Origin of the sequence: Collinsella sp. AF31-11 (assembly GCF_003475605.1) — a bacterium.
GTDB lineage: Bacteria > Actinomycetota > Coriobacteriia > Coriobacteriales > Coriobacteriaceae > Collinsella.
Genome location: NZ_QRQS01000009.1, coordinates 1 through 13,717, shown reverse-complemented (window position 1 = coordinate 13,717; position 13,717 = coordinate 1). Strand labels below are relative to the sequence as shown.

The following is a 13,717-nucleotide window of genomic DNA, read 5'->3' as shown; positions in this document are numbered from 1 at the left end:
GTGCAATTTTACGATTGTTTCCGTCATTTTTACAGGAGAGCCTGTTTCTTATGTATAGAGTTTGGTCTCGGTAAAAAGATGCGATAACATACGGACAGTTTTGTCAATCCGAACTGGGGAAATGAAAGGCAAGCTGCATGACCCTTCTCGAACTGTTCCAGCTGCTGAAGAAGCACCTCAAGCTGGTCATCACCCTTCCGGTGGTCTGCGCGATCGCCATGGGCATCGTGTCCTTCGCTGCGATGGACAACACCTACACCGCGACGACGAGCATGTACATTCTCGCCAAGACCGACGATAGCGGTCAGATGAGCTACAACGATCTCTCGGCGAGCCAGATGCTTTCCAACGATATCGCCACGCTGCTGGATAGCGATAGCGTTAAGAGCGGCGCCGCCAAAGAACTGGGCCTCACCGATCTGGATGACTACAAGGTGTCTGTTTCCTCCGAGACCACCACGCGCGTCATTACGCTTTCGGTTACCGGCACCGATGCCAAGGAGACGGCTGAGGTCGCAAAGGCCATGGCCAGCTCGGTGAGTACGGTCGCTCAGAACGTCGGCGCTGCCCAGAGCATCAACGTTATCGACGAGGCTAAGACCCCCGAAGCCCCCAGTGGCCCCAAGCGCGCGCTGTATATTGCCGTCGCGTTCCTCGCGGGCATCTTTATCGCAGTTGCCTATGTCGTTTTGGCAGACATGCTCAATACCCGCATCCGCGGCGCCGAAGAGGCAGAAGAGCTCCTGGGCATTCCCGTTGTTGGCCGAATTCCGGCTATGAAAGGTGGTAAATAGGCATGGCTAAGGCAAAGAACACCGATAAGCTCGTTGTACAGAATGCCGCCAAGACCCTTCTGGCCAACATCCGCTTTGCGAGCGTGGACGACCCCATTCGCACCATCACCGTTACCTCCTCGATTCCCAACGAGGGCAAGTCCACGGTTTCCATCAACCTTGCCCAGGCTATCGCCACCAGCGGCAAGAGTGTCCTGCTGGTCGAGGCCGATATGCGCCGCAGGTCCCTTGCCGATATGCTCGGTGTCCGCTCCCGTGGCGGACTCTATTCGGTCCTGTCTGAGCAGGTGTCTATCGACCAGGCGATCGTCGAGACCGGCCAGAAGAATTTCTACTTCCTCGATGCCGAGCCGCACATTCCCAATCCTGCCGATATCATCGTCTCTCACCGCTTTGCAAAGCTGGTAAAGGCACTGTCCGCCAAGTTCCAGTACGTCATCTTTGATGCTCCTCCGGTCGGTACTTTTATCGATGCTGCCGAGATCGCGAGCCTGACCGACGGCGCGCTTTTTGTCGTGCGCGAGGATTTCACCAAGCGTGAGGAGGCGCTCAACGCTATCGGTCAGCTTAAGAAGTCTGAGAAAGTCAAGCTTATCGGTACCGTTATGAACTACTGCGAGACCGAGACCAGCGAGTACTACTATTCTTACTACACCAAGGACGGTAAGAAGGTGAAGAAGGGCTCCGGCGATCAGGGGACTTCCAAAAAGGGCATCTTCACCAACCGTGCAAACGTTTAGTTAATTAGGGCTGATCTATGCGTGACATTCATTGCCATATCTTGCCGGGTGTAGACGACGGCGCCGCCGATCTCGATGAGAGCTTGGCGATGCTCGAGGCCGCCAAGCGGGCCGGTGTAACCAGAATCGTTTGCACTCCTCACTGCCGTGATCCCTATTTTGATTACGACAAGATGTGGGATGCCTTTGAGCTGCTGCGCGATAACGCTGACGGTTTTCCGCTCCAGATGGGCTTCGAGGTCAACCATCGAAAGCTCGTTGAGCTTGGTATCGATGCCGCGGAGCACCTGCATTTCGATGGGACCAACGAGTTCCTGCTCGAGCTTTCGACGCATGCCGATGCGTATGCGTTTAGAGAGTACGAGAACACGATTTACGATTTGCAGTGCCGTGGCTACCAGGTGATCATCGCTCATCCTGAGCGCTATCGTGCGGTTCAAAAGGATGTAAGTGTGGCGGAGCGCCTAGTCGATATGGGCTGCAAGCTGCAGGCTTCGGCGGACTTTATTGCCGGTGGTCGCTTTGGTCGCGAGAAAAAGCCGGCCCAGCGCCTGTTCGATCAGAACCTGTACAGCTTCATCGCGAGCGATGCCCATAACGTGGGTCATTACGACTGCCTGGCGAAGGCTCGCGCGAAGTTTAGCGTGCGCGGAGCTCATTTTCGCTAAAATCTGTCCCTAACGTTCGTGCTGAATGAAGGGGGCTGTCATGGATATCCAACTTAAGACGGGATGCTTTGAGGACGCGGCGCTGGTGCGCCGCGTCGTTTTTATGGACGAGCAGGGCTACGAGAATGAGTTCGACGCTATCGACGAGGATCCGAACTGCATTCATGTGACGCTCTATGTAGACGGCGAGCTTGCCGGTTGCTCGCGCGTGTTTCCCGAAGAGCTTGAGCGCGCGACTGACGTAGAGGCTCCGGTGTCGCCGACGTGCGACTTGGACGAAGGCGCCGCGGCGGGGGAGACCTACATTATGGGGCGCGTGGCCGTGCTGCCGGCTATGCGTCGTCGTGGACTGGCGAGTGCGATCGTTGAGGCCAGTGGTGCGTGTGCACGCGATGCCGGCGCTAAGCTTATTAAGCTGCATGCGCAGGAATACGTGCTGCCGCTCTATGCCAAGGCGGGCTACACACAAATTGCCCCGGTAGACTACGAAGACGAGGGCCAGCCCCATGCCTGGATGGCCAAACGGGTCGAGGGCGGCAGATAGGGACGTTCCTTTTCTGCCGGCAGTTGGGGACACTCCTTGGCAATTGGCGCATTGGAACGCTCGGACATACAGTTTTTCGATACCGTGTGTATATATGCGCGCTAATGGGTTATAAAATCTAAGTCTGAACATAGCAGGTCTGCGATGCGGCTCGGGCAACCGGGCCGTTTTTGCGGACGGGGGTAGCGCGAAAGGACTGCACATGCGTCAATTTAAGACCGAGAGCAAAAAACTGCTCGACCTCATGATCAACTCCATCTACACCAATAAGGAAATCTTCCTGCGCGAGCTTATCTCTAACGCGAGCGACGCCGTTGACAAGCTCAACTTTAAGAGCCTGCAGGATCCGAGCGTCAAGCTCGACCAGGGCGACTTGGCTATTCGCGTCTCCTTTGATAAAGATGCCCGCACCATTACCATCTCGGATAACGGCATTGGCATGACCGCCGAGGAGCTCGAGCGCAATCTGGGCACCATCGCCCATTCCGGCTCCGAGGAGTTTAAGACCGAGAACGCCGAGCAGCAGGGTTCGGATGTCGATATCATCGGTCAGTTTGGCGTGGGCTTCTACTCTGCCTTTATGGTTGCCAGCCATGTGAAGGTGGTCAGCCGCGCCTATGGCGAGGACACCGCTCACGTGTGGGAGTCTGATGGTCTTGAGGGTTACACCATCGAAGACGGCGAGCGCGCCGAGCACGGTACCGATGTCGTCCTGACGCTGCGCGAGAACGAGAAGCTCGACGCCGACGGCGAGGCCGAGACCTACGATCGCTTCCTGACCGAGTGGGGCCTCAAGAGCCTGATTCAGCAGTACAGCAACTATGTGCGTTACCCGATCCAGATGATGGTGTCCAAGAGCCGCCAGAAGCCCAAGCCCGAGGATGCTGGCGACGATTATAAGCCCGAGTACGAGGACTACCAGGAGCTCGAGACCGTCAACTCCATGACGCCGATCTGGAAAAAGCGCAGCTCCGACGTTGAGCAGAAGGATTACAACGAGTTCTACAAGTCCACGTTCCACGACTTTGACGATCCGGCACGCACTATCAGCTTCCATGCCGAGGGTACGCTCGAGTACGACGCCCTGCTGTTTGTGCCGGGCCGCGCCCCGTTCGATCTGTACAGCAAGGACTACGAGAAGGGCCTGGCGCTCTACAGCTCCAACGTGCTGATCATGGAGAAGTGCGACGACCTGCTGCCCGACTACTACAACTTTGTCCGTGGCGTTGTGGATTCTGCCGACGTGTCGCTCAACATCTCGCGTGAGACACTGCAGCAGAACCGTCAACTCAAGGCCATCGCCAAGCGTGTCGAGAAGAAGATCACCGCCGACCTTGAGGATATGCGCGACAACGACCGCGAGGCCTACGAGAAGTTCTTCGAAAACTTTGGCCGCGGTCTTAAGTACGGCATCTACTCGAGCTATGGCATGAAGGCCGATGAGCTCGCCGACCTGTTGCTGTTCTGGTCTGCCAAGGAACAGAAGATGATTACCCTGGCCGAGTATGCCAAGGGCATGCCCGAGGATCAGAAGGCCATCTACTACGCCGCCGGCGACTCGCGTGAGCGCTTGGCCAAGATGCCCGTGGTAAAGGGCGTGCTCGACCGCGGCTATGACGTGCTGCTGCTGACGCAGGATGTGGACGAGTTCACGTTCCAGGCCATGCGTGAGTACGTGGCGCGCGATATGCCCAAGATCTATGAGGACGATGCTGCTCGCGAGGCTGCCGAGAAGGCCGTTGCCGACGGTGCCGAGCCCGAGGTCGAGGATCGTCACCTGGAGCTCAAGAACGTTGCGACTGGCGATCTTGACTTGGCGACCGAGGACGAGAAGAAGGAGGCCGAGGACGCCACCAAGGAAAACGAGGACCTCTTTAGCGCTATGAAGGAGGCGCTCGGTGACAAGGTCGAGAAGGTTGCCGTTTCTGCGCGCCTGACCGATGCCCCCGCGTGCATCACCACCGAGGGCCCGCTTTCGCTCGAGATGGAGAAGGTACTCCAGAAGGGACCCGAGGGCGCGCCCGACGGCATGCCCAAGAGCCAGCGCGTGCTCGAGCTCAACGCCAAGCACCCGGTCTTTGCCAAGCTCGTTGCTGCTCAGAAGGCAGGCGATGCCGACAAGATCAAGCAGTACTCCGGTCTGCTCTACGATCAGGCCCTGCTGGTCGAGGGCATTCTGCCCGAGGACCCCGTGGCCTTCGCCGCAGCTGTCTGCGACCTGATGTAACTTAGTTACGCCGTTCTACCGAACGGCGTAACGGCTCGACGCTGCCCTTCGTTCCGCCGTTCTAACGAACGGCGGACCAGCCGACGCTGCGCGGGCACCAGAGCGACAACTTGTCATTCAAAGAGGACGGCATGACCAGAAGGTCTATGCCGTCCTCTTTTCATGCCAATTTGTTCGCTCTGGTGCTCGCTCGCTGGCATTACCAAAACATCGGCGGTCCAATAATGATCCCTTGGGGACGGAGGAAAAAGCGGTCATTGGGGACGTTTTTGTTTGACTAGTCGTTTAAGAACGTCCCCAATGACTAGTTGGGTTGCTAATTTGTGCGGGTTGTGGTTTTGTGACCTGCTGAAATTAAAGATACTGTACAACTGTACGTTAACTCATCTTCGTAGTATATTGCTACCCGCAAAACTCAATACCATTGTGCATCGAGACGTTAAAACGCCTTCGTACAATGGTTATCGATAGTACGATTCGATTCAACGACAGGATGGATGGTCCAAGCGTGAGTCTCGGCAGCAAACTATCCGATGCAAAGGTTTCCTTTGCAATCTTTAAACGCGACATCAAGCGATTGATCGTGAACCCCGTCGCCCTGGTGGTTACCCTCGGCGTGTGCGTTATTCCCTCGCTGTATGCCTGGTACAACATCGTGGCCAACTGGGATCCGTACGGAAACACCCAGGGTATCAAGATTGCCATCGCCAACAACGATCAGGGCACCCAAAACGACTTGGTGGGCGAGCTCAACGCGGGCGATAAGGTCGTCGATCAGCTCAAGGAGAACGATCGGCTGGGCTGGACCTTCGTCGATTCGGCGGCCGATGCTAAAGAGGGCGTCGAGAGCGGTGAGTACTATGCGGCCATCGTAATCCCCAAGAACTTCTCGGATAACCTGGTTTCGATGCTCGACGGCAACTACCATCAGCCCAAGCTTACGTACTACGTCAATGAGAAGAAGAGCGCTATTGCGCCCAAGGTTACCGACACCGGCGCAAACACCATCGAGGAGCAGATCAACTCGGAATTTGTCTCCACGGCGGGCGAGACCGTTGCCAGTATTGCCAAGGATGCCGGAGTCGATTTAAAGGACAAAACGACCCAGGCCCAGGATTCGTTGGCAGCCTCGGTGTCCGAGGCATCCGACACCTTGGGCGAGGTGCGTGATTCGATTGGCGACATGAACGCCGCCATCGACAAGACGAGCGGCTCGATCGCATCGGCCGATGCCGCGTTGGCGGGCTTGCAGGGTCGGGCGCCGTCGCTGACGCAGGCGATCTCCCAGGGCAACGACCTGCTGGGCGAGGCTCGCGCCACGGCGGGTAATTCCATCACCTCGCTCTCCAAGGCGCTCTCGGAAGGCAGCATCGCGTTGAGCAAAACGTCGGCTTCTGCGAACGCCGCGGTCGGAAAGATGACGGGCGCTTTGACGTCCACAACCACTCGTATCGACAACTCGCTCGATTCTCTCCAGGCGACGATTGACCACAACAGCGCTGTCATCGAGCGCCTGCAGATTCTCGCTAACGATACGTCGACGGGGTCGGAGGACGCCGACGCGCTCATCGCATCGACCATCAATTCGCTTCGCGAGCAAAACCAGAAGCTGCAGAGCATCAAGGATGGCCTTTCTGCACAGTCGATCGCCATGGAAAACGACGCTAGGGCAATCTCGAACGCGAGCAAGGCACTCAACACGGCAATTCAGACCGGTACGGCTAACCTCGGTCAGGCTCAGACGGACCTGGGGCAGGACGCGCTGCCGAAGGCCTCGAGCGCGCTTGATTCATTTGCCGCCGTCTCGGGTGATCTGACGGGAATCGTGTCTGGCCTCACGCCTACTATTGCAAGCGCGCGCGGTACACTTTCGCAACTCAATGCTACGCTCGGTCAGGCCAAGACCACGCTGTCCCAGACCGATGCCTCGCTTGCCAAGGTCCAGGACAAGCTCGCAACCGCCGCCAACGACATTGCGGCGCTGCAGACCTCCGAGTCCATGGGCGAGCTGGCTGAACTGATGGGTGTCGACGTCAATGACGTGGCAGACTTTATGGCATCTCCCGTAGAGCTGACTTCCAAGTCAATTTTCCCGGTCAAGAGCTTTGGCTCGGGCATCGCTCCCTTCTATACCAATCTGGCGCTTTGGGTGGGCGGCTACGTGCTTATCGCTATCTACAAGCTCGAGGTCGACCGCGAAGGCATCGGCAGCTTTACCGCGCGTCAGGGCTACTTTGGCCGCTGGTTGCTACTGGTGATCCTGGGTGCGTTCCAGGCCATCATCGTTACGGTGGGCGATTTGGTGATTGGCGTGCAGTGCGTCAACCCGCTGCTGTTCGTGCTGGGCGGCATCGCTATCTCGTTCACCTACGTCAATATCATCTATGCGCTGTCCACCACGTTTAAGCATATCGGCAAGGCGATCGGCGTCATTCTGGTTATCGTGCAGATTCCGGGCTCTTCGGGCATGTACCCCATCGAGATGATGCCCGGCTTCTTCCAGTGGCTGCATCCGCTGCTGCCCTTTACCTACGGCATCAATCTGCTGCGCGAGACGGTCGGCGGCATGTATTCGTTCAACTACCTGTTTAACCTGTGCATTCTGGGCGTGTTCTTGATTGTGGCGCTCTTTATCGGCCTGCAGCTGCGTCCGCTGCTGCTCAACCTTAACCTGCTCTTTGATAAACAGCTTTCCACGACCGGTATGATGATTTGCGAGTCCAACGACCTGCCGCGCCAGCGCTACTCGCTGCGCACGGCCATGCGTGTCATGCTCGATTCCGATTCGTACCGTCGCGAACTGCTCGACCATGCGGTGACCTTTGAGCACCGTTACCCCTACTACATCAAGGGCGGTTTTGCCGCCGTGGTGGGCGTTCAGGTCCTGCTCTTTGTCCTGTCGACGGTTCTCGATATCGACAATAACGGCAAGATCATCCTGCTTGTCATTTGGATCATCTCGGTTATTGCCATCTGCGGCTGGCTTATCAATATCGAATATATCCGCGCGAGCCTCAATACCCAGATGCGCATCTCAGCGCTTTCGGATGAGGACTTGCGTCGCGAGATGCGCGAACACACGGCCGCCATTCCTGCCGCCCGCCACATGTTTGGCCTCAACGCCAGCGAGCGTGGTGCCAAGGGCGGCGATCAGTCCACGGGCCGCTTGCCGCATATAGGCTCGCACCATAAATCTCAGGGCAGCGACAGCACAGCCACAAATGATGGAGATACCACCGCGCTTGGCAAGCACTCCAAAGGAGGTGAGGCATAAATGAAGAACATCCTGCATCTGTTTAAGCGCGATGTCCAAAACGTGTCTCGCTCCGTGATCGGCTTAATTGTCGTGATGGGTCTCATTATCGTGCCGTGTCTGTACGCGTGGTTTAACATCGCCGGCAGCTGGGATCCGTACGGCAACACCGGCAATCTTAAGATTGCCGTGGTCAACACCGACGAGGGCTACGAGAGCGATCTGATTCCCGTCGAGGTCAACGTGGGCGAAAACGTAACCGCCACCCTGCGCGGCAACGAGAACTTCGACTGGGTTGTCCTCAACGACCGCGATAAGGCGATCGAGGGCGTTAAGTCGGGCGCGTACTACGCTGCCGTCGTTATCCCTAAAACGTTTAGCGCCGACATGATGACGCTTTTCTCGACTGAGGTGAAGCACGCCGATATCGAGTTTTACGAGAACCAGAAGGCCAACGCCATCGCGCAGATCGTGACCGAGAAGGGTTCGAGCGCCGTTCAAAGCCAGGTTAACGAAACTTTTACCGAGACCATTACGAGCATCGGTCTTAAGACGGTGTCCAGCCTGCTCGATTACATGAGCACCGACCAGGTCAGCAACTTTATCGCCAACCTGTCCTCGACGCTCGGCGATTCGGTCCAGGACCTGCAGGGCGTTCAGGCCAGCGCAACGTCGCTTGCGGGCATTTTGAGCTCCACGTCCGATTCGCTGACGTCGGCGAGCGGCATGCTCAAACAGACCGGTGCCGTCGATGAGTCGACAAAGCAGTTCATGGAACATGCCAAAAGCGGTATCGATGATTCCAAAGAAGCGCTTAAGGCGGCAAACGATGCCATCGATGCCGCGATCGATGGAAGTGCGGGTTCGTTCGACAAGGTGTCTGCCGAGCTCGATAAGGCGTTCGACACCGCAAACCTGCATGTGGACCTTACGGTGCGCCAGCTCGACGCTGCCGCCTCGGCGCTCTATACGCGTGCTTACGATATCGATGCGATGGCCGGTCTGCTCGGTAGCCTTGCCGACCAGGTGAGCGATGAGAATTTGAAGGACGGCCTCAAGTCCGCCGCGACGTCGCTGGGCGGAATCGCCGATGAGTACAGCAACAATGCCACGGAGCTGGAGAAAATCGCGACGTCGCTTACGGACAGCATGGCCGAGGTCAACAACTCGCGTGACGAGGTCGATCAGGCCATCGCCGATGCCAAGGCCGGTATCGCAGGTGCCAAATCCGATTACGATTCCACGTTCTCGGTTAAGGCCAAGGAGCTCAAGAAGACCGTCTCGGGCATTCTGGACTCGCTCGATGGCATCTCGGGCGATCTGGATAGCGCCGTAGACGGCCTGACCGATGCATCCGGTTCGCTGGCAAAGGGCCTCTCCAAAGCCGCAAAGCTGGTCAACAAGGCTTCCGATCAGCTGGGTGAGGCGTCGGACAAGATCGGCGCATTTAAGGACGAGCTCGACGGCGCCTTGATGTCGGATGACCTTGCGACGATCAAGACGATGATCGGCAACGATCCCGAGGGTTTGGCCGTGTCGCTTTCCGGCCCCGTCGCGCTCGACCGCAAGCCGGTCTATCCGATCCGCAACTACGGTTCGGCCATGGCGCCGTTCTATACGATTCTGTCGCTGTGGGTGGGCTCGATTGTGCTGGCAGCCATGATGAAGGTGTCGGTTGACGATGAACTCATCAACGAGCTGATCCCCGTGCGCCTGCACGAGATCTACCTGGGTCGTTACCTGTTCTTTGGCGGTCTGGCCCTGCTGCAGGCAACGCTCGTGTGCGCGGGCGACATTCTGTTCTTTGGCATTCAGTGCGACAATCCACTGCAGTTTGTGCTGGCGGGCTGGGTCGCGAGTCTCGTGTTCTCCAATATCGTCTACACGCTTACGGTTTCGTTTGGCGATATCGGCAAGGCGCTCGCCGTCGTGCTGCTGGTCATGCAGGTCGGCGGTTCGGGCGGCACGTTCCCCATCGAGATGACCGGTCCCGTGTTCCAGGCGATCTATCCGTTCCTGCCGTTTACTCATGGCATCAACGCCATGCATGCCGCCATGGCCGGTGCCTACCATATGGAGTACTGGATTGAGCTAGGCATTCTGGCGAGCTATCTGATTCCGTCGCTGGCACTGGGCGTCGTCTTCCGCCGCCCGGTCATCAAAGCCAACGACTGGATCATCGAAAAGCTGGAATCAACAAAGCTTATCTAGTACAGCAACGTTAACGCCGATGCAGCGTGAATGCGGCTCGCGCAGCGTCGGCCGGTCCGCCGTTCGGTAGAACGGCGGAACAAAACGCTTTATTATGCTGGATTGCGATGCAACGCTGGTTGTTGCTACAGTAGCGGGGCGTACCGGGGGTCCGGTGCGCCCCGTTTTTATTTGACCATGAGGCGGCACGCGGTCACGCGCGTGCGGACACCACGCCCAGACTGAGCGCGAGGATGCCCTATGGCCCAGAATGCCGTTGATGAAATCGAAAACATGCCCGATAGCCCTGTCGCACGGGAGGACCTGGGCGCCGGCGGCACCTCCCGTGGCGCCGGAGCGCGTTCTCCGTTCTTCTGGAAGGCCTTGCTGTTTTCGGTGGCGGTCATCTGGGGCTATTCCTTTACCACCATGAAAGATGCGCTCGATACCGTTCCGGTGTTCGAGCTGGTCTACGTTCGCTTTCTCCCGGCATCACTGGTTATGTTTGCCATTTTCCACAAACGAATCATCGCGCACTTTAATGCTCGCAACCTTATCGTCGGGCTTGGTATGGGCGCACTTATGTGGGGCGCGTACGGTTTGCAGACGATTGGCCTGGCACAGACCACGGCGGGCAAGAGTGCATTTTTGACGGGTACCTATTGCATCCTCGTGCCGTTTGCGAGCTATGTCCTGGGCGGAGAAAAGCTTACCCGTTACAACTTGGGCGCCGCATTGCTGTGCCTGGCGGGCATTGGCCTGGTGGCACTCGATAGCGTCGAGTTCAATGCCGGAGATGTCATCACGTTGGGCGGCGCGGTCTTCTTTGCTATCCAGATGGCGGTGACCGCCAAGTATGGCCGCAAGATGGATATCAACGTCATCACGTTTTGGATGTTTGTGGGCAATGGCGTTTTGAGCTTAATCACGTCACTACTATTCGAGACTCAGGCGCCTCTGTCCGTGTGGACGCCGAGCTTTATCGGCGTGGTGGCCTTTCTCTCGGTGGGTTGTACGTGCGTGGCCCTGCTCGTCCAAAACGTCGGTCTGGCGCATGTCCCCGCCTCGACGGGCTCGCTGCTTCTTTCGATGGAGTCCCCCTCGGGCGTGCTGTTCTCGGTGCTGCTGATGGGGGAGGCGCTCACTTCGCGCCTGCTTGCCGGCTTTGCGCTCATCTTTTTGTCGATTATCTTGAGCGAGACGCATTTCGATTTCTTGCGCCGAAAATCTCGCCCGCAATTGTAAACAACTTGTTGCGCCGCCCTTCCAGGGCGGCATTTTTTGTGTCATGCCCTTACAGTTGTGCCTTGCACTTTATGCTGTCAAAGTGCGTGCTGCAAAAACGTTACTGGAGGGCATCTATGGCACCAGCTCTGTCCGATCTTCAACCTCAACCAGCGCCTCAGGCTACCACAGCGGCGCAGACCGCTATCGACGATGGCCTGGTCAAAGAAGCCCAGGCATTTGCCGGTGAGCTTGCCGCATGGCGCCACGATCTCCATCAGATGCCCGAGCTCGGTAACAATCTTCCGCAGACGTCTGCCTATATCCAGGCACGTCTGGACGAGATGGACATTCCCTATACCACGCTTGTCGACGGCTCCTGTGTTGTTGGCCTGATTGGTGCCGGTGCGGCCGCGGCTGCTCAGGGCAATGGTGCGTGCACGGACGAGCAGTCCGGTACGGTTATCATGCTTCGCGGCGACATGGATGCCCTGCCCGTTGCCGAGGAATCGGGCGAGCCTTTCGCTTCCACCAACGGCTGCATGCACGCTTGTGGCCACGATATGCACGCGACGGCGCTGCTTGGTGCGGCGCGCCTGCTCAAGGCCCGCGAGGCAGAGCTTGTTGATGCCAACGCCACGGTTAAGTTGCTGTTCCAGCCGGGCGAGGAGACCTTTGAGGGCGCCCGCGCTGCCATCGCCGACGGCTTGCTCGAGAACCCGCGTCCTCAGGCGGCTTTTGCCATGCACGTTAACAGCCAGTCGCCGCTTGGCCTGGTGCTCTATGGCAGCCCTGCACTTTCGGGTGTATACGGTTTTCGCATCACGCTCCAGGGCAAGGGTGGTCACGGCTCGAGCCCCGAGATTTGCATCGACCCCATCACGGCGGGCGTGCATGTGCACCTGGCGCTCCAGGAGCTTATCTCCCGCGAGGTGCCGGCGGCCAAGGAGGTCGCACTTACCGTGGGTAAGTTCGCCGGCGGTCAGGCTGCCAACGTCATCCCAGATACCTGCGTGCTGGAAGGCACGCTGCGCGGCTTCGACGTTGAGCTCATGGAGCACCTCAAGACCCGCATCGCCGAGGTCGTCAACGGCGTTGCCGCAACATATCGTACGCCGGCGACTATCGAGACACTCTCGGATGTTCCCCCGCTCGTACTCGACAGCGATATGACTCAGGCGTCGCTTGGTTACGTGGGCGCAGTGCTGCCCAAGGCCGCCTTCTTGCCGCTGTTCCATGCCATGGCGAGTGAGGACTTCGCGCTTATCTCGAGCGAGATCCCAAGTGCGTACTTTACGGTGGGCGCGGCCGTAACCGACACGGACGAGCATTTTGCCCAGCATCATCCCAAGGCGCGCTTTAACGATGCCGAGCTTCCCCTCGGCGCCGCGGCTTATGCCGCCGTCGCTCTCGGATACATTGCGGACCACAAGGAGTAATCCATGTCTCAGCAACGTAAATTCTTCCCCGGCTGGCTCGTGGTGGCCTCCGGCTTTGTGATCATGGCCACGTGCTACACCATTTTCGTCAACTGCATGAGCCTGTTCCAGCCGCTCATCGTCAGCGACTTGGGAATATCTCTTGCGCAGTACAACATCTCCAACGCCCACCATTGCCGCGTCCAAGCAGTTTGGCATGGCCGACCTCGGCAAGGTCACGGGCACCATTACCTCGCTCGAGATGGTCGGCGGCACCGTAGGCGCTATCGTCTCGGGCGTGCTGTTCGATGCCACGGGCTCCTTTGCGAGCATCTGGATCGTGTGCCTGGCGTGTTCTGTGGTCATGCTCGTATTCCTGCTGGCCTCGGAGCCTATCGCCGCCAAGCTGCGCGCAAGCGTGGCGGGGGAGTAGACGTCCGTCGTTCTTTTCTGCTCGCCCCGTTCTGCCCGTGGCTGCCTTGGAAGCCGAATGGAAGCTCGTACCATCATTCGCTTTCCAAGGCAGCTACGGGCCTACGAAATGATCCCTTTTCCTCCGTCCCCAAGGGATCACGTGACCCGAAGGGGACGGAGGAAAAGAGATCACAAACAGCGACGGCGCGTCTGGCCGAACGAGTCCCCATACCCTCGTTCGGCCA

10 protein-coding genes are annotated in these 13,717 nt (G+C 58.1%); all 10 read left to right on the top strand.

The genetic code is table 11. From position 1 onward, the window contains the following. Positions 1-137: 137 nt before the first annotated feature. The 10 genes from DWZ22_RS06920 to DWZ22_RS06875 all read left to right on the top strand — a co-directional run bounded on the left by DWZ22_RS06920 (position 138) and on the right by DWZ22_RS06875 (position 13,491). Positions 138-794, top strand: coding sequence for a YveK family protein (locus tag DWZ22_RS06920; RefSeq protein WP_117734691.1), 657 nt, complete (start codon positions 138-140; stop codon positions 792-794). A 2-nt stretch (positions 795-796) separates the two neighbouring features. Further along, a complete protein-coding gene (locus tag DWZ22_RS06915) occupies positions 797-1,534 on the top strand; it encodes a CpsD/CapB family tyrosine-protein kinase (protein ID WP_117734690.1) in 738 nt (245 codons plus the stop codon). A 17-nt stretch (positions 1,535-1,551) separates the two neighbouring features. Further along, complete coding sequence (locus DWZ22_RS06910; RefSeq protein WP_022094060.1) at positions 1,552-2,202, top strand: tyrosine-protein phosphatase; 651 nt, start codon at positions 1,552-1,554, stop codon at positions 2,200-2,202. Positions 2,203-2,242: 40 nt separating this feature from the next. Beyond that, positions 2,243-2,746: a GNAT family N-acetyltransferase gene (locus DWZ22_RS06905; protein ID WP_118405774.1), complete on the top strand. Its 504-nt coding sequence runs from the start codon at positions 2,243-2,245 to the stop codon at positions 2,744-2,746. A gap of 202 nt (positions 2,747-2,948) precedes the next feature. Further along, positions 2,949-4,973: a molecular chaperone HtpG gene (gene htpG, locus DWZ22_RS06900; protein ID WP_117743165.1), complete on the top strand. Its 2,025-nt coding sequence runs from the start codon at positions 2,949-2,951 to the stop codon at positions 4,971-4,973. A gap of 508 nt (positions 4,974-5,481) precedes the next feature. Continuing rightward, positions 5,482-8,247, top strand: coding sequence for a YhgE/Pip domain-containing protein (locus DWZ22_RS06895; protein ID WP_233546470.1), 2,766 nt, complete (start codon positions 5,482-5,484; stop codon positions 8,245-8,247). Continuing rightward, positions 8,248-10,437, top strand: a complete 2,190-nt coding sequence (locus tag DWZ22_RS06890) for a YhgE/Pip domain-containing protein (RefSeq protein ID WP_118405772.1) — start codon at positions 8,248-8,250, stop codon at positions 10,435-10,437. A 240-nt stretch (positions 10,438-10,677) separates the two neighbouring features. Continuing rightward, complete coding sequence (locus tag DWZ22_RS06885) at positions 10,678-11,661, top strand: DMT family transporter (protein ID WP_117734685.1); 984 nt, start codon at positions 10,678-10,680, stop codon at positions 11,659-11,661. Between the two features lie 116 nt (positions 11,662-11,777). Continuing rightward, positions 11,778-13,079: a M20 family metallopeptidase gene (locus DWZ22_RS06880; protein WP_199568911.1), complete on the top strand. Its 1,302-nt coding sequence runs from the start codon at positions 11,778-11,780 to the stop codon at positions 13,077-13,079. Between the two features lie 142 nt (positions 13,080-13,221). Beyond that, the gene (locus DWZ22_RS06875; RefSeq protein ID WP_199583466.1) at positions 13,222-13,491 is read left to right on the top strand and encodes a hypothetical protein; all 270 of its coding nucleotides are present in this window, start codon (positions 13,222-13,224) and stop codon (positions 13,489-13,491) included. The last annotated feature ends 226 nt before the right edge of the window (positions 13,492-13,717 follow it).

Coding starts and splice junctions, on each gene's coding strand:
- DWZ22_RS06920 (WP_117734691.1), top strand. CDS start 138: ATGACCCTTCTCGAACTGTTCCAGCTGCTGAAGAAGCACCTCAAGCTG.
- DWZ22_RS06915 (WP_117734690.1), top strand. CDS start 797: ATGGCTAAGGCAAAGAACACCGATAAGCTCGTTGTACAGAATGCCGCC.
- DWZ22_RS06910 (WP_022094060.1), top strand. CDS start 1,552: ATGCGTGACATTCATTGCCATATCTTGCCGGGTGTAGACGACGGCGCC.
- DWZ22_RS06905 (WP_118405774.1), top strand. CDS start 2,243: ATGGATATCCAACTTAAGACGGGATGCTTTGAGGACGCGGCGCTGGTG.
- htpG (WP_117743165.1), top strand. CDS start 2,949: ATGCGTCAATTTAAGACCGAGAGCAAAAAACTGCTCGACCTCATGATC.
- DWZ22_RS06890 (WP_118405772.1), top strand. CDS start 8,248: ATGAAGAACATCCTGCATCTGTTTAAGCGCGATGTCCAAAACGTGTCT.
- DWZ22_RS06885 (WP_117734685.1), top strand. CDS start 10,678: ATGGCCCAGAATGCCGTTGATGAAATCGAAAACATGCCCGATAGCCCT.
- DWZ22_RS06880 (WP_199568911.1), top strand. CDS start 11,778: ATGGCACCAGCTCTGTCCGATCTTCAACCTCAACCAGCGCCTCAGGCT.